Origin of the sequence: Mesorhizobium sp. CA14, assembly GCF_020165195.1 — a bacterium.
In the GTDB taxonomy this organism is placed as follows: Bacteria; Pseudomonadota; Alphaproteobacteria; order Rhizobiales; family Rhizobiaceae; genus Mesorhizobium.
Genome location: NZ_JAIUHR010000006.1, coordinates 206,858 through 230,635, shown reverse-complemented (window position 1 = coordinate 230,635; position 23,778 = coordinate 206,858). Strand labels below are relative to the sequence as shown.

Genomic DNA, 23,778 nt, shown 5'->3' with positions numbered 1-23,778 from the left:
GGCAGGACAGAGGGGGGCGCGAAGGAATGAGGCGTCCGGAAAACCTGCCTCGTGCCGCCGCGCCGTTCCTCGGCTTCGCCCGCTTGCTGCGCCATCACGCCTTCGCCATCGGGTCCGAACAGGTGACCAGCTTCATGCAGGCCGTGACCCTGCTCGGCCCGCGCTCGATGGACGACATCCGCGAAGCAGCGCTCGCGACGCTCGCGCCCTCGCCCGATCGCCGCGGCGAATTCGAGACGCATTTCCGTGCCTATTTCTACGGCGATGCCAAGCCTCCGATCGAAGGCGAAGAGGAGGAAGAAACCCGCGTCAAGGACGATCGCGGCACGCGCGAGGAAGAAAAACAGACCATCCGCCAGGAGAGAGGCGGTGAGCTGCCCTCGGCGCTCGAGCAGCTGAGCAGCCGCGATTTCCAGCGCGATCCCGATGGTCTCGGCCAGTTCCGGCAGCGACTGGCGTCCGCCCTGCCCGCGCGCCGTTCTTTCCGCACCGCGCGCATGCGTTCGCGCGGCGCGCTCGACCTCCGCCGTTCGCTCCGCGAAATCGTCAGCGCCGACGGCGACATCCCCTCGCCGCTGCTGCGCCGCCGGCAGGCCGTATCGCGAAAACTGCTTCTGCTCATCGATGTCTCCGGCTCGATGAAGCTGCACACCGCCGATTATCTCAAGCTGGCGCACGCGGCCGTGCAAGGCGCGGGCCGCGCCGAAGTCTTCACCTTCGGCACCCGCCTTACCCGCGTCACGTCCGCGCTGCGCGTCCGCGACCGCGAGCAGGCGCTTGGCCGCGCCGCGGCGCTCGTCGAGGATTGGGACGGCGGCACCCGCATGGGCCCGACCTTGCTCGCCTTCCTGTCGGTACCGCGCTTTTCCGCCTTCGCACGCGGCGCCTGCGTCGTCATCCTGTCCGATGGCCTGGAACGCGGCAGCCATGCCGAACTGGAGATCGCGATGCGGCGGTTCAGCGCCCGCGCCTTCCGGCTGTCGCTGGCGAGCCCGCTTGCCGGCGATCCGCGCTTTCGGCCCGCAACCTCAGCGCTTAGCGCCATCCTGCCGGTGCTCGACGATCTGGTCGACGGCTCGTCGCTGAGAAGCCTGACCGGTTTCATCCTGTCGCTCGCCCGCCCGGCCCCAGCGGCCGAGATCATCTGGAAAAGGGTACCTTGATGCAGAAAGCCATCGACGCGCATTTTCACATCTGGCGCCAGGAGGACCAGCCCTGGCTGGTAGGACCGATGGTGCCACGCATCTTCGGCCCCTACGAGCCGATCCGCCGCGACTATCCGATCACGGAATTCCTCGAAGACCAGAAAGGCTCGGGCATCGAGAAGGCCGTCTATGTCCAGACCAACTGGGCCAAAGAGGATTTCGAAAAAGAGGTCGGTTTCCTGCAGAAGACCGCGGATGAAACCGGCTGGCCGCATGCCATCGTCGGCTATGCCGACATGACGGTCGACGATGTCCGGCCGCAGATCGACCGGCTGATGAAATACAAACTGCTGCGCGGCGTGCGCATGCAGCTTCACTGGCACGAAACGCCGGCCTTCCGCTTCGCCGCTTCAGCCGACCAGGTGATCGATCCCAAGGTGCGAAAGAACGTCGCGCGGCTGAAGGATTACGGCCTCTCCTTCGACCTGCAGCTTTTCCCGGCGCAGATGAAGGACGGGCTGACGCTGGTCGGCGAGAATCCGGAGACAAATTTCATCCTCACCCATGCCGGCATGCTGACCGGCATGGAGCCGGAAACCACCGAAGCGTGGAAGGCGGGTCTGCGCACGCTTTCGGCAGCGCCCAATGTCTACGCCAAGCTCTCGGGACTCGGCACTTTCGTCCACCGCAACGATCCGGGCCTAATCGCCTACATAGTCGACAACGCGGTCGAGATCCTCGGCAGCGACCGCCTGATGTTCGGCTCGAATTTCCCGATCGAGAAGCTCTGGACCAGCCATGCCGAACTGATCCAGGCGCACCGCGCCGCGGTTGCGAAGCATGGCACCAAGGCCAAGGCGGATATCTTCTGGAACACGGCGGAGAAGGTTTACCGGCCGGTGTAGAGGCCTTCCCTTCTCCCCTTGTGGGGTGAGAAGCGGTCCGCGTGAGCGGACGAAAAGCCAATTGCTTGGCTTTTCGAGCTTCGAACGCCCTGAGCCTGCGAAGGGCCGGGCGGTGGCCGCGAAGCGCCGAGACGGATGAGGGGTGCTCCAGCGGAGTGAGACGTTGGCGTTCCCTGGAACACCCCTCATCCGTCCGAGCTTCGCTCGGCCACCTTCTCCCACAGGGGGAGAAGGAGAGGCCTGCGCTTCACTTCACCTCGAACTGTGGATCGACGGGGATTTGCATCGCGGTGACCAAGTGGTTCGTCTGTCCCGTGAGCCCGATGATCGACACAAGCTCGCCATGCTATGCGTCGGTCATGCCCTTGGCCCGCGCCGCGGCTGTGTGCGAGTGGACGCAATAGGAGCAGCCACGGCAGCGGCGGCGAACAACAGGATGGCGATGGCAAAGACGATGCCTTCCCGATTAAGGTGCCTCCAGTTCGGCCAGCCGATTGCATTCATCGCTTATGTCTTTCGCCCCGAGGCAAGGCCTTGCCGGCCCTCACCCCGCACGAAAGCTAATCGGCTCAACAGCGGCTCGTCAAATGAATCCGAGTTCAAGAACCGCGCCTCTCCGACTATTTTCCAAGTGGACGCATCGATTGCTGCAACTGGCGCAATAGCCGGAAACTCTTGGGCTTTTGGCGGTTCGTTGCCGCGATCGCGCGGTGGGCAGAAGAACACGTTCGGGACGTCGCGGAACGTCGCAATTTGAGTCCGCAAAATGCGCCCGGCGCGACGTCAATTGTTCGCTGAATGGCCTGAAACCTCTGCGCCTGCATTGGACGGCAGGAGCATGCACCCATCGCCGTGACGCCCGGCCCAGTCCAGAGCTTATCCAACAAAACTTCCGTGTCGCCGTCTCGCCTGTTATGGATGAGCCCGGGGGTGGCCGAGGAAAACGCATGAAGCCGATTTATATCGACTATCTCAATGCTCTCGACATCGAAGCGCTTGCCATGACCGACGCCGAGATCATCGGCGCCGTCGAAGCCGGGCTGGTCGCGCAGGGGAACGGCCAGACTGTTATCGAGCCGCGCGTCCATCTCGAGCCGGATCCCTCCTTCCACGGCCACTTCAACGTGCTGCGCGGCTATGTGGCGCCGCTCGACGCCGCCGGCGTGAAGATCGTGGGCGACTATGTCGACAACTACAGGCATGGCCTGCCGTCGGAATTCGGCATCCTCAACCTCTTCGATCCGCGCACCGGCACGCCGCGCGCCATCCTCGACGCTACCGTCATCACCGACATGCGCACCGGCGCGGTCACCGCCATCGGCGCCAAGCATTTGGCGAAGAGGTCGTCCAAGGTGCTCGGCCATATCGGCGCGCGCGGCACCGCCTATTGGAACGTGCGCCTGCTCGACCATCTCTTCGACTTCGACGAGATCCGCGTCCACTCGCGCCGCCCCGAAAGCCGCGATAGCTTTGTCGCGAGGCTGGCGGCCGACCTCGGCAAGCCGGTCATGGCCGTGGCTGACTGGAAAAGCTGCGTCGAAGGCGCCGACATCGTCGTCGAGGCCTCGCGGCTGCCGGAACCGCAGCCGCTGCTCAAGACCGAATGGATCAAGCGCGGCGCGCTGGTGGTGCCCTATGGCACGATGAGCGCGGTCGAGCTGTCATTGACCGACATCATGCAGAAAATCGTCGTCGACGACTGGGGCCAGTGCAAGGGCGGCAAGTTCGGCTCCCTGCGCGCCCATGTCGAGACGGGACGGCTGAGCGAGGCGACGCTGCACGCCGAGCTCGGCCAGATCGCCGCCGGCCTTAAACCCGGCCGGCAAAGCGATGGCGAGACGATCCTGTTCTGGCATCGCGGCCTCTCGCTCTCCGACATCGCGCTCGGCAAGGCCATGCTCGCCAAGGCCGGCGAAAACGGCATCGGCCAGAGGCTGCGCTTCGCATGAGCCCGCTCGTTCTCACCGGCGCCGGCGTCAGCATCGAGGATGTGGTTGCCGCCGCGCGCAACGCCTGCAAGGTCGAGGTCACACCGGCCGTCCTCGAAAAGCTCGACAAGGCTCGCCAGGTACTCGATGCCGCCGCGGCCGCGGGCCAGCAGATATACGGGCTGAACAGAGGCCTCGGCGCCAATCTCGTCACCGCGGTCGAAGGTGACGCCAGTGCCTTCCAGCGCCAGCTGATCGAAGGCCGCAGCGCCGCCGTCGGCGAGGCCCTGCCCGTGTCGGCGGTGCGGGCGGCGATGTTCGCCCGCCTTGCGATGCTCGCCGCCGGCGGCTCGGGCCTGTCGCCGCGCGTGTTCACCGCGCTGGTCGAGGCGCTCAATGCCGGCGTGCATCCGGTGATGCCGTCGCTGGGTTCGATCGGCGCCGGCGATCTTCTGCTGATGACGGCGGTCGCCCGCGTGCTGATCGGCGAAGGCGAAGCCGAATATCAGGGTCGCCGCATGCCTGCCGCCAAGGCGCTGATGATGGCGCGGCTGGCGCCCGTCACCCTCTCGCCGAAGGACGGGCTCTCCCTGATCAACGCTTCGGCGGTTTCCACCGGGACCGCGGCGCTGGTGCTGACCGATGCGCTGTCGGCGCTCGAACAGCAGCAGCAGGCCGGCGCGCTGACGATGGAAGGCATTGGCGCCAACCGCACCATCCTCGATCCGCGCCAGCATCAGGCGCGTCCGGGCGCCTGCCAGCAGCTTGCGGCAAAGGCGCTGCGCGACCTGTTGGCGCGCGATGAGACGCCGGCGCCGACCACCATCCAGGATCCGCTGTCGATCCGCTGCATGCCCTCGATCCACGGCGCGCTGATCCAGGCGATCGACCATGCCAGGCTGGCCGTCGAGATCGAGCTCAACGCCGCCGCCGACAATCCGCTGGTGCTTGCCGAGGATGAGCTGGTCATGTCGACCGGCAACTTCCACACCGCTTCGCTGGCGCTCGCCTTCGAGACGCTCAGCCTTGCGATCGCGCAATGCGCGGCGGCGTCCGCCGCCCGCTTCGTCCAGCTCACCGGCTCGACCCGCCACGGCCTGCCGAAATATTTGTCGCCAGTCGGCGGCGCCTCTGCCGGCTTCGTGCCGTTGCAGAAGACGGTGACGGCGATCCTGGCCGCGATCCGCCACAAGGCCAATCCGGTGATGCTCGATTTCCTGCCCGTGTCCGAGGGCGTCGAGGATCACGCCACGCAGACGCCGCTCGCCATCGCCAAATGCGCTGAGATGATCGTGCTGTGGCGGCGGCTGATCGCCTTCGAGCTGATGGCGGCGGCGCAGGCTGTCGATTTGCGCGAGGGCATAGCGCTCGCGCCGGCCACCGGCGCAATCCACGCGGCCGTGCGTTCGCATGTGGCGACGCTCAAGGAAGACAGGCCGCTCGGCATCGACACCGAAGCGCTTTACGCCGCTCTCGCCAGCGGGATCTGGCAAGGTCCCCCGGCAACGGGCTGAAGCTTTTCGACTCTTGGTTCAGAGCTTTGCGTCGACCTTCTTCATGAAAAGGGTGAGCTCGTCCGGATCCATACGCACGACATGCCTGTCTTCCGGATAGGCGCCGCTGTTGACGTCGGCCACATATTCCGAGAAGGCCGCGATGCGCTCTTGTTGCAGCCGGTCATATTCGGCGGCGAAATTGCGATAGACTTTCGAGTGGCGCGGCATGTGACCGCGATTGGTGCCGAGGATATCGTCGGCGAACAGATATTGCGCGTCGCAGCCGGTACCCGCGCCCATCGACAACATGATCAGCGAAGTACGCTCCGAGATCGCCTTCGCCACTTCCACCGGCACCACCTCGATCTCGGCGCCGATGGCGCCGGCGGCCTCGAGTTGCTTGACCGCCTCGAACACCTGCATGGCGGTATCGGCGGTCTTGCCGACCGCCTTGAAGCCGCCCGTCCAGGTCGCGCGGGAAGGAATGAGGCCCACATGGCCGATCACCGGAATGGCATCGTCGGCCATGCGCTTGATCGTGGCATAGCCGGCGCTGCAATAGACCGCGTCGGCGCCGGCTTTGTAGAGCCGGAACGACCAGCGCACGAAATCGTCGGCCGTGCCGATCTCGAAGAAATTGTCGCCCGGCATGGTGAAGAGGCTGGGCGCGGCGTCGCGATATTGCGGGTTGAGAACCAGTTCCGGCGGCACCGAGACGATGTCGACCCCTGCCCGCTCGGCAGCCTCGGCCTCGTCCAGCGTCAGCACGCGCAGCATAGTGAGCTGCCGCTTGCCCTTCATGGCGCGCAGGTCGGCAACGGTCGGTCTCTTTCGGCTCATCGGTACATCCTGTTTTGTCTGACGGCTTTCAGCCGATATCGATCATCACCTTACCGGCCTCGACCTTGACCGGATAGGTCTTGAGGTTGACGCAGACCGGCGCGCCTTTGGCCTGGCCGGTCTTGTAGTTGAAGCGGCCATTGTGCTTGGGGCATTCGATGATGTCGTCAATCACCAGCCCCTCGGCGAGATGGGCCTTTTCATGCGTGCAGAAACCGTCGGTGGCGAAGAACGCGTCCTCCGGCGAGCGGTAGATCGCGAAGGTGCGACCGCCATGGTCGAAGCGGATCACATCTTCCTCGTCCACGTCGTCCACCGAGCATGCTTCAACCCACTCCGCCATCGTCTGTCTCCAGCTTGCCCGCGCCATGCCTATTCGGCGGCCGCGGCCGTTATGTCGAGATCATGGAATTCGCCGCGATAGGGCTTCGCTGTCGGCGGCAATTCGCGTTTGAGATAATAGTCCTCGTATTTCAGCTGCCTGAGCAGCACCGGCCAGACCTCGCGATAGGCATGCCACATCGACGGGTTCGCCACCGGCAGATCATGCCTGATCAGCTCATGCAGCTTCGGCAGCGCGTGGTACGGAACCATCGGGAACATGTGGTGCTCCACATGGTAGTTCATGTTCCAGTAGATGAACCGGCTGACCGGGTTCATGTAGACGGTGCGCGTGTTCAGCCGGTGATCGGTGACATTGTCGGCGAGCCCGATATGCTGCAGCAGCCCGGTCAGCACCATGTGCCAGGTGCCGTAGAGGCGCGGCAGGCCGATCAGCACCAGCGGGATCCATGACCCAAGCGCGATCGCGACAGCGATCGTCGCGGCATACACGACCATGTGCCAGCGCGCCGCGGTCACCGCCTTGTGCAGCTCCATCTCCGGGATGTAGCTCTTCTCGTCGTCCGACAATGTGCCGAAGGCCTGGCGCACCAGCGTCGGCAGCGAATAGCGGAAATCGAGGATGCCGGTGAAGGCCAAAGCTGCCTTGATGAGGTCGGGCGGCCGCATCACCGCGATCTCGGCGTCGCGGCCGACGATGATGGTGTCGGTGTGATGGCGCGCATGGCTCCAGCGCCACTGCACCGGATTGCGCATCAGCATGAAGGAGGCGATGTGGTAGACGATGTCGTTCATCCAGCGCGTGCGGAAGGCGGTGCCGTGGCCACATTCGTGCCAGCGCGAATCGCTCGACGAGCCGTAGAGCACGCCATAGACGAACAGGAACGGCACGATCCACCATGTGCACCAGAACCAGACGATGCCGGCCGCCGAGCCCAGGATCGCGACGATCCAGATGATGGTGTCGCGGATCGCCGGCCCGTCGGAGCGCTGCATCAATTCCTTCATGGTCTTGCGCGGCACGTCGGTATGGTACCACTCGGCCGAGGCGAGCCCGGTCTCGATCGCAAGCCGAGTGCTTTCGCCGACAAGGCTGTAGTCGCGCTTCTTTGCCATCGTCACATCGGCCTCCAATCTTCACTGAGCGCTGGCAATCCGGTCCGCCGGCCGGAGGGCTTGCTATGGATAAATGTCGCGCTCATCCCCTGCCCGCCAGTCTTGGGAAATTGCCGGAAGGCCGAGGATAATCCTGCTCGGGCTGACGGGCGATGGCCGCGATCCTTCGTTCCGCATCGGCAATCGCATCCTTGCCATCGAGGACGCGGAACACCGCGTCATAGGCGCGGGTCTCGGCATGCTCCAGCCAGATCATTTCGCCGCGCTCGCGCGCGGCAAGATTGCCGAGCACATGGTGCGTCGACGGCTCGATGCCAAGCGCATACTGCCCGGCCTGGAAATTCTGCCACTCATAGCAACAAGGCAGCTGGTCCTTGCGGGTGACGACCTCGAAGCCGAGGCCAAGCCGGTCGTTGACAACGGCGACCGGCACCTCGCCGCTGGTGTCGGCGCCAAGCTCATGCTGCCAGACCTGCTCGCTGAAGCCGTGCTGTGGCCCAGAAACCGAGCGGTAGCCGACCTTCTGCGCTTCGTAGCGCTCGCCTTCATGCGCGGCCCAGACCACGTCGCGGATCGGCGCCACGTAGCGCGAGCCTTCGTCGAGCAGCGGATGCCCGACATTGATGTGGTAGAAATACATATGCGGCGTGCGGTGGAAGCCGTGGTTGACGACGCGGTCCGAGAGCCGGATCTCGCTGCCGCCGACATCGGCCTCGATCCGGCGGATGAGATGCAGATCCTCGCCGAACACGCTGGCCTGCTGGACGATGCCTTCAGCCCACAAAATGCAGCGGTCGCCATCCCAGCTTTCGCCATAGCCGGTGAGCCTCGCCGGAATGGTGCCGACGCGGCCATGCAGCGAATGCGTCACGGTTTTGCGTCCAGGATAATTATAGTTTTCGGCCGGCACCTCGTTGCGGCCGAGAATGTGGTCGAGGCCGCAGGTCACCAGCAGGCCTGAAAAGGACCGGCCCCAGGCAAAGCCGTCCTCGCCTTCACAATCATGTAGGCCCGGGTTGCGAAAACCGCTCGGCGAGTGCCAGCCGATCGCCTGACCCTTGTACTCGCAATCCGCAATGTCGAGCGCGCGGTCGACCAGCGCGGTGAAGAGCAGGCCCGAGCCGGTGCGGAATTCGAGCATGCGGATGCCGCGCTCGACGCCGTCGCCGAGCGTCATCAGCCGCACGCCGGCGAATTGCGACAGCATGCCGGAGCGTTCGGCGACCTGCCGGCGCGAAAGCGTCTGGCCGTAGAGCTTCACCATGCCGTCACTACGCCCTTTTCATCAGGGCCGACAGGTCGGCGCCGGTTATCAGGCTTTCCACGGTCAGGAGATCGGTGTCAGCGACCGTCTGCTCGGCGACGATCTCGCCGCGGCGCATGATGATGATGCGGTCGGCGACCTCGAACACGTGGTGGATGTTGTGGGTGATCAAGAGCACCGAATGCCCGGCCGCGCGCATCTCCTTGACGAAGCGCAGCACGCCATGCGTCTCCTCGACGCCGAGATTGTTGGTCGGCTCGTCAAGGATGATCACCTTGGCGGCGAACTGCATGGCGCGCGAGATCGCGATCGACTGCCGCTCGCCGCCGGAAAGCGTCGAGACCAGCGCATTGGCGTCGAGCTTCTTGGAGATGCCGACGCGCTTGAGAAGCGCAGAAGCCGCATCGCGCAATTTGGCGAGGTCGAGCGGCGCGAAGACGCCCAGCCATTTGAGATTGACCGGCTCGCGGCCGAGGAACAGGTTGCGCGCGATGCTGAGGTCGGGCGCAAGCGAGGTGTCCTGGTGGATGGTCTCGATGCCAAGGTCCATTGCCTCGCGCGTCGAGCGGATCGAGACCTTCTTGCCGCGCACATAGATATCGCCGCGATCGATCGGAAAGACGCCGGAGATCGCCTTGATCAGCGTCGATTTGCCGGCGCCGTTGTCGCCGAGCAGTGCCACCACCTCGCCTTCCTTGAGCGTCAGCGAGGCATTCTTCAGCGCGCGCACGCTGCCGAAGGATTTTTGTAAGTTTTCCAGCCGGAGCACTTCCTGCATCATTCTCAGCTCCTTGCGGCGTTTTTCTGCAGCAGCGCGTGCAGGATGAGCATGGCGAGGATGATGACGCCGACGAAGATGTTGTAGGCCAGCCCCGGCACGCCGACGAGCACAATGCCGTTGCGGATCGCCCGCAGCATCAGCGCGCCAACGATGGTGCCGAGGATGGTGCCACGCCCGCCCGTCAGCGCCGTGCCGCCGACCACCACCATGGCGATCACCTCCAGCTCGTAGCCCGTGCCCGCGACCGGCGAAGCCGCAGAGATGCGGAAAGCGCTGATCATGCCGGCGAGCCCGGCGAGCACCGAGGTCAGGACGAACAGCCAGATCTTGACCGCGTCGGCCGGCACGCCGCGCGCCACCGCTGCGTTGCGGTTGGAGCCGATGGCGCTGATCCAGTTGCCGAGCTTGGCGTAGTGCAACACATAGACCGCAAGCAGCGACAGGCCGATGAACCACCAGAGCGAGGTGTAGAAGCGGAACGCGCCGATGTTGAAGCTGCCGGCGAGCAGTGTGACGAAAAAACCCGGCTGGTCCCACGACTTCAGCGGAAAGCCCTGCGTGATGTAGAGCGCCGCACCCCGCACGATAAGCAGCATCGACAGCGTCACCAGGAAGGACGAGATACCGATCTTGGTGACGATCACGCCGTTGATCGCGCCGATCGCGATGCACAGCAGAAGTCCGGCGAACAGCGCGACGCCGATATCGATCCCGGCATTCTGCACCAGCAGCATCACCACGACCGGGGCGAGCGCGAACACCGCGCCGACCGACAGGTCGAATTCGCCGGCGGTCAGAAGCAGCGTCATGCCGAGCGCGATGATGCCGAGCTCCGGCAGGAACGCCATCATGTTGGAGATGTTGAGCGGCGACAGGAAATTGCCGTCGGCGACCGCGAACACCACCAGGAGCACAATGAGGATGACGAAGGAGGAGAATTGCGGCGAGCGCATCAGGCTCGACCTGCCTTTCGCGCGCCCCGCGCCGTCTTCCGAGATGACTGCTCCGACTTGCTGAACCATGACTTGCTGAACCATGCTTTCTGCCTTGCGCCCGCCGCGCGCGCGGCGGGCGCAAATTCTCTCACTTCTTGTCGTAGAGCTTCAGGATCGGCTCGACGCTGGAGGCGTCGTAGAGGCCGAAGGTATGGATGTCGTAGCCGATCGGCTCGCCCGAAGCCGCTAGACCGAGCAGCGCGACCGGCATGAAGCCCTGAGCCGACGGATACTGCCAGGCGGCGGCGTTGACGAAGCCGTCCTTGACCGCCTGGGCCGTCTCCTTGGAATTGCCCCAGCCGACGACCGGGATCTTGCCGGCCGGAATGCCGGCGCCGTCGAACACCCGCTTGACGCTGGCCGCCACGGAATCGCCGAGCGCGATGATCGCCGGCGGATTGTTGGCGACCATGTAGTCGGTCATCTTGGCGATGATGCCGGCCGGATCGGTGCCGCAATCGACCACGTCATATTTGATGCCGAGCGGATCGAAGACGCCGGCGATGCCTTCCGTCTCGAGTTGCTGGTAGCTGGCGCCGGGAACCTCGACCGGCAGAAACACCTTGCCGCCCTGCTTCACCATCTTGTGGTCGACGAGATACTTCGCCCAGATGGCGCCGGCTTCCTTGAGGTCCGCGCCGACATAGGCCTGGCGGCCGGTGGCCGGGTCGTCGGTGTTGAAGAACACGATCGGAATGCCGGCCGCCTTCGCCGCCTTCACTTCCTCCGTCCACAGCCCGGGCTGCGCCGAGGTGGTGGCGATGCCGTCGGGCTTGGCGGCGAGCGCCGAGTTGAAGGCCTCCTTCTGCGCCGCCATGTCGCCGCCGCTGAAGGAAATCTTGCAGGTCACCTTGAGCTGATCGCAGGCCTTGGTCGCGCCGGCATTCCAGTCGATCCAGAACGCATCCGACGGGCCGCCATGCGACAACAGATAGAACGTCTTCTGGTCGTCTGCCGCCTGCGCGGCCGAGCCGAAGGCGATGCCGGCAAGCACGGTCGCCGCGGCCGCCAGCTTCAATCCAAACTTCAACATCTCGCTTCCTCCACCTTGTGTTCGTGCAAGCCGCGGGCGCCGTCCGCGCGACGGCGCCCGCGCGACCCTTAGAGGCCGTTGGCGCGCAGCTTCCCGTCGAGGAACTTCTTGGCGCGCGGCACGTCGTCTTCCGACAGATGCTCGATGATCATCGGGATGTTCGGATGCTTCTCGGCGAGACGCCTGAGATAGAGGTCATAGTTCAGCGAGCCTAGGCCCGGCGCCGGCAGCTCGATCTCGCCGACGCCGCGGAAGGTGTGGCTTTCCATCGCATCCGCATCGCCGATATCGGCATGCTTCTCGGACTTATCGTCGCCCGAGCGTTTCACATCCTTGGCATGCGCGATTTTGATCTTGTCGGTCAGCGTGTCGAAGACCTGGTTCAGGATCTGGTCCATCCGGTCGATGTTGTGGGTCTCGAAATAGTTGGTCGGATCCATCAGCAGGCCAAGACCGGGATGATCGACCTGCGCGAACATCTTCACCGTCTCCTCGACCGAGCCGACGACGTTGTTGACATAGGTCTCGAGCAGGAAGACCGCGCCATGGTCGTAAGCCGTCTGGGCAAGGTCGGCGATCACCTTGCGGCACTCCTCGAAGCCTTCCTCGGTCTTGTTCTTCGGGTGATGCACCCAGTCGGACTCGGTGTTGTGGGTGCCGGTTTCCGAGATCACGTAAGGCGAGCCGAAATGGCGCGCATTGCGGATGATTTCCTTGAGATAGCCGACGCGCTTCTCGCGCTCCGCCTTGTCCGGATGGATGATGTTGGTGTAGCCCGACACGCAGCAGATCGGCAGGTTATGGTCGCGGAAGGTGTCGCGCACCTTCTTGGCCTTGTCCGTGGTGATCTGGCCGGCCGAGAGGTCGATGTCCTTGAAGTGCAGGTCGAGCTGCACCGTGTTGAAACCGAGACCGCGGATCTTCTTCGCCGTTTCCTCGAGGCCGTACGGGAAATAGCCCGTGAAAATACCTGCCTGCATCATGATCTTGAATTCCTCCCTGTAAGCGATTCAGTTGTCAGTGATTTCAGTTGATCGGGTTGATCGGGATTTCGGAGAGCTTGACCGTCCGGCCCGAGGCAATGGAGCGGTAGCCCGCCTCGACCAGCGCCATGGTTTTGACGTTGTCGGCGACGGAGAGCGCCGGCGGCGTGCCGGTCTTCACGGCGTGCTGCAGTTGTTCCATCACGCCGATGAAGGCATGCGGGAACCACATCGTTTCCCAGCGCGGGCTCACCCATTCGCCACCGGTCGTCTCGGCCGAAGCGTAGGTCAGCGTCGAGGCCGCACCGGTCGGCCAGCCGATCGTGCCTTTGGCGACGCCTTTGGTGCCGTCGACGCGCCAGTTGATGTGCTGGTCGTCCTTGTAACCCTCCTGGCGCGGGCCGGACCAGACGTCCTCCAGCGAGACGGCAAGCACGCCCGACGGAAAGCGCAGCGTCGACACGGTGATGCCGTCGGAATGATCGAACTGGGTGCGCGGGTCCTTGCGCGTCAGCGTGGTGATCTCGTCCGGATCGCCGAACAGGAAGCGCAGCACGTCGAGGTGATGCACGCTCATATTGGCGAGCGTCAGCCGGTCGTAGCCTTGAAGGAACGTCTGCCAGTGCGGGATCGCGTGCATGTCGATCTGCGCGAAGACGATGTCGCCGAGCGCGCCGCTGTCGATGATCTGCTTCAACACGCGCATCGACTGGTCGTAGCGCATGTTCTGGTTGACCGAGAGGATCTTGCCTGCCTTCGCCGCCTCGTCGCGTAGCTTAACGGCTTCCTCGACCGACAGCGCCAGGGGCTTCTGCGCCAGGATCGCCTTGATGTGCTTCTGCTTCAGCGCATGGCGGATCAGCGCCGGCTGCTGGTCCGGCGGAAAGGCCAGATCGATGATGTCGACGTTGGTATCCTCGATCAGCTGTTCCGGCGTGTCGTGGACGGTCGGAATGCCCCAGCGGGTGGCGACCTTCTGAGCATTCGCCTTGGTGCGCGAGGCGATCGCCACCACCGGAAAGCCCGCTTCCTTGTAGGCCGCCAGATGGCACTCGGCCATGATCATGCCGGCGCCGACGCAGCCGATCTTGTAGTCCCTGGTGCGAACCTTGACATCCGGCTCGAAGCCATTTTCTGCCATCTCTTCCTCCCGAAATTCTCTCGTTGCGGCCGTCACAGCGCGCCTCCGTCCTGGCCGAAATAATGCACGCGGCCCGGCTCGCAGGATATGGCCACCATCGCATCCGGCCTGATGTCGGGCTGCCCGCGCAGCAATGCTCTCAGCCGCGCCTGCCCGGCCGCTAAAGTCACTACGGTGTAGCCGCCGAGCGGCTCGACCTCGAACACCTGCGCCGGGCGGCCTTCCGCCGTCCCTTTGCCCGTCCATGGCCGCACCTTGATGTCTTCGGGCCTCAGCCCGATCTCGATCGCCTCGGCGGGCGCTCTGGCATCGGCAATGCGGATTGTCCCTTCGGCCGCCTCGATCCCGCTTGCGCCGTGCACTGACGGCAGGATGTTCATCATCGGCGATCCCAGCATGCGCGCTACATAGGCGCTGGCTGGCCGGTCGTAGATTTCCGCCGGCGCGCCGATCTGCCGGATGCGGCCGTGCTCCAGGATCGCCATGCGGTCGGCGACCGACATCGCCTCCTCCTGGTCATGCGTGACATAGATCAGCGTCTTGCCGAGCTCGCGCTGGATGCGCTTCAGCTCGACGCGCGTCTCCTCGCGCAGCCTGGCATCGAGCGCCGAGATCGGATCGTCCATCAGATAGGCCGCCGGATCGCGCACCAAGGCGCGCGCGATCGCCACGCGCTGCCGCTCGCCGCCCGAAAGCTGCGCCGGCGGCTTGTGCAGGATATGGCCGATATGGAGCTTTGCCGCGACATCGGCGAGGCGCTTCTCGATCTCGGGCTCCGCGACTTTCCGCTCGACCAGCGGGAAGCGCATATTGTCGCGCGCGCTCATATGCGGGAACAGCGCCAGGTTCTGAAACACCATGGCGACGTTGCGCTCGGCCGGCGACACGCTGTTGACCGGCTTGCCGCCGATCAGGATCTCGCCTTGATCCGGCTGCTCTAATCCAAGCACAAGGCGCAAGATCGTCGACTTGCCCGACAGCGGCGGCCCGAAGAAGCAGAAGAACTCGTTGTCGTTGACGGTGAAGGAAGCGTCGTCGACTGCAAGGGTGTTGCCGTAACGCTTGGTGACATTGCGGAAAACGATATCGGACATGCTCAGCCAGCCCTCACTGCAAAGCCGGTCGCGGCGTCGAAGACGCGCACCGACGAGGCCGGCGGCGCGACCACCGCAGTCTGTCCGACCGACAGCCCGACATCGTTCTCGAACACCGCCTTCACCGCGCTCTCGCCTTCGCCGAGATGGACGATGGTGCGCGCGCCGATCCGCTCAACGAAGCTCACCGGCATCGACAGCCCGCGTTCGGCAAGCGTCACCTGCTCGGGCCGGAAACCGTAAAGCACGTCGCCGCGCACTGCGCGCAGCGCGGTTGCCAGTTCGTCCGGCAAAGGTGGGGTGACGCCGAGCGGTCCGAGATCGATCACCAGCCCGCGATCGCTCTCCGCGGGCCTGCCCTTGAGCAGGTTCATGCCCGGGGCGCCGATGAAGCGCGCAACGAAGACATTGGCCGGATTGTTATAGACTTCGAGCGGCGTGCCGACCTGCTGCAGCACGCCGTGATCCATCACGGCGATGCGGTCGGCCATGGTCATCGCTTCCAGTTGATCATGCGTGACATAGACCATCGTCTGTTTGAACTGGCGCTGCAGTTGCTTGAGCTCGGTGCGCATCACCGCCCGAAAGGCCGCGTCGACATTGGAGAGCGGCTCGTCGAGCAGGAAGATCGCCGGCTCCATGATCGCCGAGCGGCCGATCGCCACGCGCTGCAGGATGTTTACCGAAAGCCGGTCCGCCTTGCGGTCGAGCAGTGGCGAAAGCTGCAGCATCTCGGCGATGGCGCCGACGCGGCGATCGATCTCGGCCCTGGCGGCGCCGCGCATCCTCGGCCCGTAGGCAAGGTTCTGCCGCACCGTCATATGAGTGAAGATGGCGTAGTTCTGGAACACGAAGCCGACGCCGCGCCGCCCCATCGGCACGCCCGCCATGTCTCGTTCGCCGAACAGGATCTTGCCGCTGGTCGGCTCCTCCATGCCGGCGATCATGTTCATCGTCGTCGACTTGCCGCAGCCGGACGGCCCGAGCAGCGCCATGAACTCGCCATCGGCGATTTCGAGGTCCATCGTCTTCAGCGCGGTGAAGTCGCCGAATTTCTTGACCAGGTTCTGAAGATGGATGGCGCTCATGCCGGCACCTCCCGCGCCTTGGCCATGTGTTTCATGGCGTAGACCGCGACGACCGAGAGCACGATCAGGATGGCTAAAGCGATGGCCGCCACATAGCCCCAGATCAGGTCCTGCGTGGTGACCTTGTAGATGTAGACGGAGATCGTCTCGGTGGCGACGCCGGGGCCGCCGCCGGTCATGATGTAGAGCGTGTCGAAGATCTTGAAGTTCTCGATCACCCGGATCGCCAGTGCGATGATGATGATCGTCTTCATCTTCGGCAGCACGATGGTGACGAAGCGCTGCCAGGCATTGGCGCCGAGTAGCGTCGCCGCCTTCATCTGGTCTTCCGGCACGCCGACCAGGCCGGCGAGCAGGATGAGGAACATCAGCGGCGTCCACTGCCAGATGTCGGCGACCATGACCGCGATCAGCGACAGGTTCGGATCCGACAGCCAGGCGATGGTGATAGGCGTGCCGACGATCCGCGACAGGATGTCGTTCACCGGACCGCCCGACTGGAACAGCATGAAGAACATGTAGCCGGCGACCGCCGGCACGACCATCATCGGCATCAGGAGGATCGAATAGAAGATCCGCTTGCCGGGAAAGTCGTCGGCAAACAGCGTCGCCAGCGCGAGACCCAGCAGGAACTCGGCCGGCACACAGACGAGCATGACGATCGCCGTGCGCTGCAGCGCGCTCCAGAAGCGCGTGTCAGCCGCAAGGTCGGTGTAGTTGGCGAAACTGTTCCACATCTCCCAGGCGTTCCACCAGCCGACGCCCGAAAGCGGCGACCAGTCGGTGACGCTGATGTAAAGCTGCATCAAGAGCGGAAAGGCCGAGATGAACAGCACCAGGATCTGCGCCGGCAAGGTCAGGCGGAAACCCAGCCGCGCGCCCTCGTCAGGCGCGGCGGGCTTCGTCCGCGCGCCCATCTTGTCCTCCGAAACCGTCGCCGTCACCGCGCTCATTGCTTGAGCGCTCCGAAGGTCAGCCCGCGTACCAGATGGCGCTGGATGGCGATGCCCATGATCACCGGCGGCACCGCCGCGATCAGGCCGAGCGCGGCCTTGGCGCCGTAGAGTTGTCCGGTCATCGAGGACGACAGCGACGCCATGTAGACAGGGATCGTCACCCATTCGCGCGTGGTGAGCAGCAGCGCGATGAGATAATCCGACCAGTTGAGGATGAAGACGAAGAGCGCGGCACTCGCCAGCGGCGCGCGCATCATCGGCAGCGTGATGCGGGTGAAAACGCGCAGCCGCGAGCAGCCCTCGACGAGTGCCGCCTCCTCGATCTCGCGCGGCATGTCGTCGAAGAAGGTCTTCATCAGCCAGAAGGCGAAGGGCAGCGTGACGATGCCGTAGATCAGCGCCAGCCCCCACCACGTGTCGTTGAGGTTGAGGAACGCCCACATGATCATGACCGGGATCATCACCGCCATCGGCGGAAACAGCCTGAGCTGGATCAGCGCCAACGGCAGATTCTGGCCCGAGCCGAAACGCGAAAGGCCGTAGGCGGCGGCGGTGCCCGCCGACATGGCGATCACGGTCCCGAACACGGCCGAGAGCAGCGACGACAGGATCGGCTTCACCGCCGTGTGGTCGAGCGCGACGATCAGCTCATTGGTGGAGTGGCCGAACACGAACTGGAAATTGCTGAGCGTCGGCTGCTTCGGCCACCAGGTCAGGTCGGCGCCGGTCGCCGACCATTCGCCGATCGGCTTGAAAGCCATCGACACCATCCACAGGATCGGCACCAGCGTCACCGCCATCGCCGCGAGGATCGCGGCATAGCGGAATATCTCGAAGGGAACGGAACGCTTCATGTGGCTGCTTTGCTGGTGGCGTTAAGGAAGGAGGGGAAGAGCTGACGCCCCTCCCCTCCGGCTCTGATCCAGGGAGGCGGATCAGCTGATCGGATCGAGAACCGTGGGCCAGGCCTCCTTGTTGGTCTTGATGGCTTCGAGGAGCTTGTCCTCGCCGATGCGGCGCGCGATCTTCTTCCACTCGCGTTCGGTGTCGGCCATCGCCTGCTCCGGCGTCTTGGCCTTGGTCAGCGAGGCCACGAGGTTCTCGTCGAGCGCGTTATGGAAGGCGGTGGCGCCCGGATAGTTGATGGTCGGCACCGTGCGCGCCACCGTCTCGCGCACCACGTCCATGTGGTAGGCGTGATAGGTCTGGCGGACCAGCGGATCGGAGAAGTCCGAGAGCCGGAACGGATCGAGATAACCGCCGGGATTGGCGCTCATCCACGCATAGATCCGGGCAGAACCCAGCCACTGCAGCAGAAGGTAGGCGGCCTCCGGATTCTTCGACTGCGACGACACCATGCCGGTCAGCGAGAACCACAGCACCGAGCGGCTGATCAGCTTGCCGTCGATCTCGCGTCCCGGCGGCAGCATGGAGCCGATCTTGCCAGTGACGGCGGAATCCTTGTTGCCGGCATTGTCGAGGAATTTCGGCAGGTTGGAGAACGCGCAGGTCATCGCCGCGCCGCCCTTGGCGAAGTTGCCATACTGCTCCGGCCAGCCCCACGAGATCGCATCCGGCGAATGATGCGCCAGCGACTCCACATATTCCTTGGTGGCGGCGATGCCTTGCTCGGAATTGATCAGCGGCTTGCCGTCGTCGCCGAACAGGAACTGGTTGGGCGAGGCCATCGAGACATAGCGCTGGTACCAGTTGGTGTAGCCCCAGCCCTGGTTGCGCAGGTCGGTGGAGCCGAACAGGCCTTTGTCCGGCCGCTGGAAGAAGGCCGCGACGTCGCTGTGCTGCTTCCAGGTCTTCGGCGGAGCGAGGTCGTAGCCGTATTTGTCCTTGAAGGCCTTCTGCTCGGCGGCGTCGCCAAACAGATCCGTGCGATAGACCCAGGTCTGGAAGTCGCCGTCCAGCGACACGCCATAGGTCGAGCCGCGATACTGGTTGAGCAGCGACACGCCCTTGGCGCCGTTGACGTAGCCCTGCTTCGGATCATCCCATTCCGGCTTGTGCTTGGCGACGAAGTCGTCGAGCTTGGCGATGCCGCCGGTTTCGGCGAGATCGCCAAGGCGGTTCCACTCGGTCGAATAGATGTCGTAGGCCCCACCCTTGGTGGAGATGTCCTGCATCGTTTTGGTGAATTCCTGGCCGTTCGGCAGGCCGACGATCTCGATCGCGATTCCGGTTTCCTTTTCCCACAGATCCTTGATTGACGGCGCGCCGGCCGGGAAAGGCTTGGTCAACTGGCCGATCGAGCCGTCCGACAGACCAAGCACGATTTTCGCCGGCGCCTTGCCGGCCGCCTTCAGTGCCTTGGCCGCCTCGATGGCGCGGCCTTCCGGCGTGTCGGGACCGTATTGGTAGCGCTCGGCGCCGTCGAAGCCGGTCGGCCCGCCGATCATGCCGGGCGCCAGCGCGTCCGCCGCGAAGGCGCGGCCGGGACGAATGAACTGCGGTGCAATACCGGTCGCGGCGACGAACATCGCCGCCTTTCCCCCGGACGCCAACAAGCGGCGCCGCGACATGCGGATCAATTGAGACATCGAATTCCTCCCTCGGGGCCTGTTCCTCCATGGCCCGCGTGAGGGATATTGACGGCAGTGCATGAAGCCTGTCAACATCATAAATACTCAAAATACGTCATAAGATTGCAAATGAGGGAAAGAATGCCATCCGTCGAACCCATCACGTCGCACCCATTGCTTGGATTTGAGGGGCTTTCGCCTCGATCCGACCGGATTGGCCGGGCCTTCGCCGCCTTATGTACCGCGCCGGCTTGCGCGCAAGCCAAGGGCGGTTACATCATTTCACATCAGAATCGCGGTCGCTGCTGAGGCGTTTTCCGGAACTGAGTGGAAGCTGTGTGATTTTGATGCTTGCGATGAGGTGCTCGACGTGCGGTCAACCCTGACAGACATAGCCCGGGAAGCCGGTGTTTCTCCGGCCACGGTCGACCGCGTGCTCAACAACCGGCCGGGCGTGCGGGCGCGTACGCGCGAGATCGTCATCGAGATGGCGCAGCGCCTGGGCTACATCGCCGAAACGCCGAACGGCGCGCCGCAGCGAGCCGTGCCGGGGCAGACGATAAGGCTCGACTTCGCACTGCCGGCCGGCACCAACTCCTTCATCAAACTGCTGCACCGGCACATCGAGGCGCAGGCATTGGCGCGGCCCGATCTCGACGTCCGCGTGACGACCATCGAAGGCTTCAACCCCGACCGGCTCGCCCGCCTGCTGCAGGACCTGCACGGCCAGACGCAAGGCGTCGGCGTCATCGCGCTCGACCATCCGACGGTGCGCGAGGCGATCCGCTCGCTGTCGGCGAGCGACATCAAGGTCGTCACCATCGCTTCCGACATCCTGCACGTGCCGAGGGTTGCCTATATCGGCATCGACAACCGCGCCGCCGGCCGGTTGGCCGGCTATCTGCTCAACCGCTTCATGGGCGCCGGCCGCCCGGGCAAGGTCGCGCTGTTCGCAGGCTCGCTCGCCTATCGCGGCCATGAGGAACGCGAGATGGGTTTCCGCCACATCCTCGCCGAGGAATCGCCCAACCTCGAAATCGTCGAGATGCGTGAAATGCTCGACGACCGCGAAAAGGCCTATTCGGAGGCCTCCGCTTTGCTGGAGCGCCACCCCGACCTCGCCGCGATCTACAATGTCGGCGCCGGCAACACCGGCATCGCCCGCGCGCTGAAGGAGCGCGGACGCGCGAAGGAGATCATCTTCCTCGGCCATGAGGTGACCGACGGCACGAAGGAGCTCTTGCTCGACGGCACGCTCGACGCGGTCATCGACCAGAACCCCCGGGTCGAGGCCAGGGAGGCGCTCAACATCCTGTCGCACTCCGTCAGAGGATTGCCCTACGAGCTCCACCAGCCGCGGCTGCAGGTGATTTTCCGCGAGAGCATCCCGGAGATTTGACCGCGGGGCTCGCCAATCTCAGGCCGCGATCAGCACCGTGCTGTCCGGCGACCAGCTGAGCACGACGGGCTGGCCTTCGGCCAGGCGCTCGGCGCCGGTGTTCTGGACGATCACCTTCAGCGTCTGGCCGTCGCGGTCGACGAAATAGGTGCTGTTGTTGCCGGCGAAGATGCGTTTCGAGACCTGCCCCGTGAGCGTGTTGGCATTGGCTGGATCGGGCTTTGCCGCGCCGGGCGAAATCCGGATACGCTCGGGCCGAACCGCGCAGCTCGCCTTGGCGCCGGCCGGCACCGCTGCGCCTGTCGAAGCCGCGATCGTGGTGCCGTCGGGCAGCTTGATCCCTGAGCCGGTCGCATCGCCGCGAAAGATATTGGCGTCGCCGAGGAAGGTCGCGGCGAATTCGCTTTGCGGCCTGTCGTAGATCTCCTCCGGCGGCCCTTCCTGCACCAGCCTGCCGTCGCGCAATATGCCGATGCGGTCGCTCATCGTCAGCGCCTCTTCCTGGTCGTGCGTGACGAAGATGGTGGTGATGCCGATCTCGCGCTGGATGCGCTTCAGCTCGATCTGCATGTCGACGCGCAACGCCTTGTCCAGCGCGCCGAGCGGCTCGTCGAGCAAGAGCACGCGCGGCTTGGTGACGATGGCCCGCGCCAGCGCGACGCGCTGGCGCTGGCCGCCGGAGAGCTGATGCGGCTTGCGCCCGCCGAGCTTGCCGAGCTGCACGAGATCGAGCGCACGCTGCACTTCCGCGGCGATCGTCACCTTCGGTTCGCCGCGCACCGAAAGGCCGAAGGCAACATTGTCGGCGACGCTCATATTGGGAAACAGCGCATAATTCTGGAACACCATGCCGATGCGGCGCTTTTCGACGGGCACGCGCTCGACGCTCTCGCCGCCTATGGCGATGCGGCCGGCGTCGGGAAAGTCGAAGCCGGCGATCTGGCGGAGCAGCGTGGTCTTGCCGCTGCCGGACGGTCCGAGCAGCGCATAGAAGCCGCCGTCGGCGAAATCGATCGAGACATTGTCCAGCGCCTTGTGCGCGCCGAAGCTGCGCGAGACGTTCGCGACCTGGACGCCTGCCATTATTTCTCTCCGCCAAATTTGAAGAAGCGCGCCGTGAGCAGCATCAGCGCCATCGACACGACAATGATGATCGTCGAGACCGCGTTGATCTCGGGCGTAAAACCCTTGCGGATCGCGGCATAGATTTCGACCGGCAATGTCGTCTGTCCCGGCGTCGACAGGAAATACGAGACCACGAACTGGTCGAACGAGACGGCGAAGGCGAACAGCCCGCCGGCGATCACCCCGGGTGTGATCCAGGGCAATGTCACCCGCATGGTCACCTGCCACTGGTTGGCGCCGAGCGAGCGCGCCGCCTCCTCCAGCTCTGGCGCGAAGGTCTGCAGCCGGGCCGAGACGACGACGATCACATAAGGCAGCGCCAGCGCGACATGGCCGAGCAGGATAGCAATGAGCCCGCGGCCGATGCCGACGCCGAAGAAGAAGATCAGCATTGCCGTGCCGGTGATCAGCCACGGAATGGCGATCGGCGGGAAGAGCAGCGCCTGCAGGACTTTCTTGCCGCGGAAGTCGTAACGGTAGAGCGCCAGCGAGGCCATCGAGCCCAGCACCGTCGAGATCAAAGTGGTGATGATTGCGATCTCGATGCTGTTCCAGGTCGCGGCTATCAGCTGGTCGTTCTGCGAGAGCGAGGCGTACCAGTCTGTCGTCCACTCGAACGGCAATTGGTAGAAGGGCGAAGCGTTGAAGGACATCGCCGCCATGATGATGATCGGCAGATAGAGGAAGCCGAGCAAAAGCACGATGTAGAAGCGCCCGAGCCATTCGAGGATGCGCGTCGTCGCCATCACGCAGCCCTCCGCAGGACAGGCGCCGCCAGTGCCAGGATGATCAGCACGACGGCGAGCAGGATAAAGGAGAGTGCCGCGCCCAGCGGCCAGTTGAAGACGGAGACGAACTGGTCCTCGATGACGGTACCGTAGAAAGTGCCGGTTCGCCCGCCGAGGATGCGCGGCTCCATGAAGGAGCCGACCACCGGCACGAAGATCAGCGCGGCACCCGCGATCAGTCCCGGCATCGACAGCGGGATGATCACCCGCCACAGCACCTGCCGCCGCGATGCGCCAAGCGAGCGGCCGGCCTCGATCAGCGAGTCGTCGATGGCCTGCAGCGTGAGGTAACAGGTCAGCACCATATAGGGCACATAGGAGTGCACCAGGCCGATGATGACGGCAGGGTAGGAATACATGAGATCAATGTTGATCTTGAACGGCAGCACGGCGTTGAGCGCCGTATCGAGGATGCCGCCTTCGCGCAGCACCATCGCCCAGGAAAAGATGCGCACCAGCCCGTTCGACCAGAAGGGCAGGATGACGAGCAGGAAGATCGCCTCGCGGCTGCGCCCTTTCAGCACCTTGGCCAGCACATAGGCCGCCGGGTAGCCGATGACGACGCACCACAGCGTCACTTCGAGCCCGAGCCGCAGCGATGAAAGCAACAGCGTCGAATAGAGGCTCTGCGAGAAGAAGGCGGCGTAATTGCCGAGCGTGAACGACCATTCCTTTCCGGCCACCGGCAGGTCGGTCATCAAGGAGAAGAACACCATGGCCGACAGCGGCAGGAAGATGGCCACCGTCAGCCATAGATAGGCGGGAAGGAGAAGCGGCAGGGCCGGCTTGAGCCCGCGGCGCGAACCAATCGCAAGCTGGTCAGCCATC

The 23,778-nt window shown here is 64.5% G+C and carries 22 protein-coding genes and 1 pseudogene; 5 read left to right on the top strand and 18 right to left on the bottom strand.

Annotated features, from left to right (window positions below; translation table 11 throughout):
• Window positions 1–26 precede the first annotated feature (26 nt).
• Together LB565_RS10345 and LB565_RS10340 are read left to right on the top strand one after the other, a co-directional pair.
• The gene (locus LB565_RS10345) at window positions 27–1,163 is read left to right on the top strand and encodes a vWA domain-containing protein (RefSeq protein WP_411970632.1); all 1,137 of its coding nucleotides are present in this window, start codon (window positions 27–29) and stop codon (window positions 1,161–1,163) included.
• Entirely contained in the window at window positions 1,163–2,050 is an 888-nt protein-coding gene (locus LB565_RS10340) for an amidohydrolase family protein (RefSeq protein ID WP_224583531.1), read from the top strand. The genes LB565_RS10345 and LB565_RS10340 overlap by 1 nt, the downstream gene beginning before the upstream one ends.
• Before the next feature lie 247 nt (window positions 2,051–2,297).
• On the opposite strand, the pseudogene LB565_RS10335 reads toward LB565_RS10340, so the two are convergent.
• A pseudogene (locus tag LB565_RS10335) lies at window positions 2,298–2,462 on the bottom strand (carboxymuconolactone decarboxylase family protein); the annotation flags it as partial.
• A 535-nt stretch (window positions 2,463–2,997) separates the two neighbouring features.
• On the opposite strand from LB565_RS10335, the gene LB565_RS10330 reads away from it, so the two are divergent.
• Together LB565_RS10330 and hutH are read left to right on the top strand one after the other, a co-directional pair.
• Window positions 2,998–3,999 (top strand): ornithine cyclodeaminase family protein, encoded by a 1,002-nt coding sequence (locus tag LB565_RS10330; protein ID WP_224583519.1) that lies wholly within the window; start codon window positions 2,998–3,000, stop codon window positions 3,997–3,999.
• Window positions 3,996–5,492: a histidine ammonia-lyase gene (gene hutH / locus LB565_RS10325; RefSeq protein WP_224583517.1), complete on the top strand. Its 1,497-nt coding sequence runs from the start codon at window positions 3,996–3,998 to the stop codon at window positions 5,490–5,492. The genes LB565_RS10330 and hutH overlap by 4 nt, the downstream gene beginning before the upstream one ends.
• A gap of 18 nt (window positions 5,493–5,510) precedes the next feature.
• Here the strand turns inward: hutH and LB565_RS10320 are convergent, their stop codons facing one another.
• From LB565_RS10320 to LB565_RS10255, 14 genes are all read right to left on the bottom strand, one after another.
• The gene (locus LB565_RS10320; RefSeq protein WP_224583514.1) at window positions 5,511–6,314 is read right to left on the bottom strand and encodes a 3-methyl-2-oxobutanoate hydroxymethyltransferase; all 804 of its coding nucleotides are present in this window, start codon (window positions 6,312–6,314) and stop codon (window positions 5,511–5,513) included.
• A 28-nt stretch (window positions 6,315–6,342) separates the two neighbouring features.
• A complete protein-coding gene (locus tag LB565_RS10315) occupies window positions 6,343–6,657 on the bottom strand; it encodes a MocE family 2Fe-2S type ferredoxin (RefSeq protein WP_224583512.1) in 315 nt (104 codons plus the stop codon).
• Window positions 6,658–6,686: 29 nt separating this feature from the next.
• The gene (locus LB565_RS10310; protein WP_224583550.1) at window positions 6,687–7,772 is read right to left on the bottom strand and encodes a fatty acid desaturase family protein; all 1,086 of its coding nucleotides are present in this window, start codon (window positions 7,770–7,772) and stop codon (window positions 6,687–6,689) included.
• An 82-nt stretch (window positions 7,773–7,854) separates the two neighbouring features.
• Window positions 7,855–9,036: an aldose 1-epimerase family protein gene (locus LB565_RS10305; RefSeq protein WP_224583510.1), complete on the bottom strand. Its 1,182-nt coding sequence runs from the start codon at window positions 9,034–9,036 to the stop codon at window positions 7,855–7,857.
• A gap of 7 nt (window positions 9,037–9,043) precedes the next feature.
• Entirely contained in the window at window positions 9,044–9,817 is a 774-nt protein-coding gene (locus LB565_RS10300) for an ATP-binding cassette domain-containing protein (protein ID WP_224583508.1), read from the bottom strand.
• 2 nt (window positions 9,818–9,819) lie between these two features.
• Complete coding sequence (locus LB565_RS10295; protein ID WP_224583548.1) at window positions 9,820–10,770, bottom strand: ABC transporter permease; 951 nt, start codon at window positions 10,768–10,770, stop codon at window positions 9,820–9,822.
• Window positions 10,771–10,900: 130 nt separating this feature from the next.
• Entirely contained in the window at window positions 10,901–11,845 is a 945-nt protein-coding gene (locus LB565_RS10290) for a substrate-binding domain-containing protein (protein WP_224583506.1), read from the bottom strand.
• Between the two features lie 68 nt (window positions 11,846–11,913).
• Window positions 11,914–12,828: a sugar phosphate isomerase/epimerase family protein gene (locus tag LB565_RS10285; RefSeq protein ID WP_224583505.1), complete on the bottom strand. Its 915-nt coding sequence runs from the start codon at window positions 12,826–12,828 to the stop codon at window positions 11,914–11,916.
• Between the two features lie 43 nt (window positions 12,829–12,871).
• Window positions 12,872–13,969 carry a Gfo/Idh/MocA family protein gene (locus tag LB565_RS10280; RefSeq protein ID WP_224583503.1) on the bottom strand — a complete coding sequence of 366 codons (1,098 nt, stop codon included), beginning with the start codon at window positions 13,967–13,969 and terminating at the stop codon, window positions 12,872–12,874.
• 32 nt (window positions 13,970–14,001) lie between these two features.
• Entirely contained in the window at window positions 14,002–15,063 is a 1,062-nt protein-coding gene (locus LB565_RS10275) for an ABC transporter ATP-binding protein (protein ID WP_224583501.1), read from the bottom strand.
• A gap of 2 nt (window positions 15,064–15,065) precedes the next feature.
• Entirely contained in the window at window positions 15,066–16,151 is a 1,086-nt protein-coding gene (locus LB565_RS10270; protein ID WP_224583499.1) for an ABC transporter ATP-binding protein, read from the bottom strand.
• Complete coding sequence (locus LB565_RS10265) at window positions 16,148–17,104, bottom strand: carbohydrate ABC transporter permease (RefSeq protein WP_224583497.1); 957 nt, start codon at window positions 17,102–17,104, stop codon at window positions 16,148–16,150. The genes LB565_RS10270 and LB565_RS10265 overlap by 4 nt, the downstream gene beginning before the upstream one ends.
• On the bottom strand, window positions 17,101–17,961 hold the full coding sequence (locus LB565_RS10260; protein WP_224583495.1) for a carbohydrate ABC transporter permease: 861 nt from the start codon (window positions 17,959–17,961) through the stop codon (window positions 17,101–17,103). The genes LB565_RS10265 and LB565_RS10260 overlap by 4 nt, the downstream gene beginning before the upstream one ends.
• Before the next feature lie 81 nt (window positions 17,962–18,042).
• Window positions 18,043–19,656: an extracellular solute-binding protein gene (locus tag LB565_RS10255; RefSeq protein WP_224583493.1), complete on the bottom strand. Its 1,614-nt coding sequence runs from the start codon at window positions 19,654–19,656 to the stop codon at window positions 18,043–18,045.
• A 352-nt stretch (window positions 19,657–20,008) separates the two neighbouring features.
• On the opposite strand from LB565_RS10255, the gene LB565_RS10250 reads away from it, so the two are divergent.
• Window positions 20,009–21,037 carry a LacI family DNA-binding transcriptional regulator gene (locus LB565_RS10250; protein WP_224583491.1) on the top strand — a complete coding sequence of 343 codons (1,029 nt, stop codon included), beginning with the start codon at window positions 20,009–20,011 and terminating at the stop codon, window positions 21,035–21,037.
• An 18-nt stretch (window positions 21,038–21,055) separates the two neighbouring features.
• Here the strand turns inward: LB565_RS10250 and LB565_RS10245 are convergent, their stop codons facing one another.
• From LB565_RS10245 to LB565_RS10235, 3 genes are read right to left on the bottom strand one after another with little or no spacing between them, the layout of a single operon-like run.
• Entirely contained in the window at window positions 21,056–22,120 is a 1,065-nt protein-coding gene (locus LB565_RS10245; protein ID WP_224583489.1) for an ABC transporter ATP-binding protein, read from the bottom strand.
• On the bottom strand, window positions 22,120–22,908 hold the full coding sequence (locus LB565_RS10240) for an ABC transporter permease (RefSeq protein WP_224583487.1): 789 nt from the start codon (window positions 22,906–22,908) through the stop codon (window positions 22,120–22,122). The genes LB565_RS10245 and LB565_RS10240 overlap by 1 nt, the downstream gene beginning before the upstream one ends.
• A complete protein-coding gene (locus LB565_RS10235; RefSeq protein WP_224583485.1) occupies window positions 22,908–23,777 on the bottom strand; it encodes an ABC transporter permease in 870 nt (289 codons plus the stop codon). Before LB565_RS10235 ends, LB565_RS10240 begins: the two co-directional genes overlap by 1 nt.
• Window position 23,778: the final 1 nt, after the last annotated feature.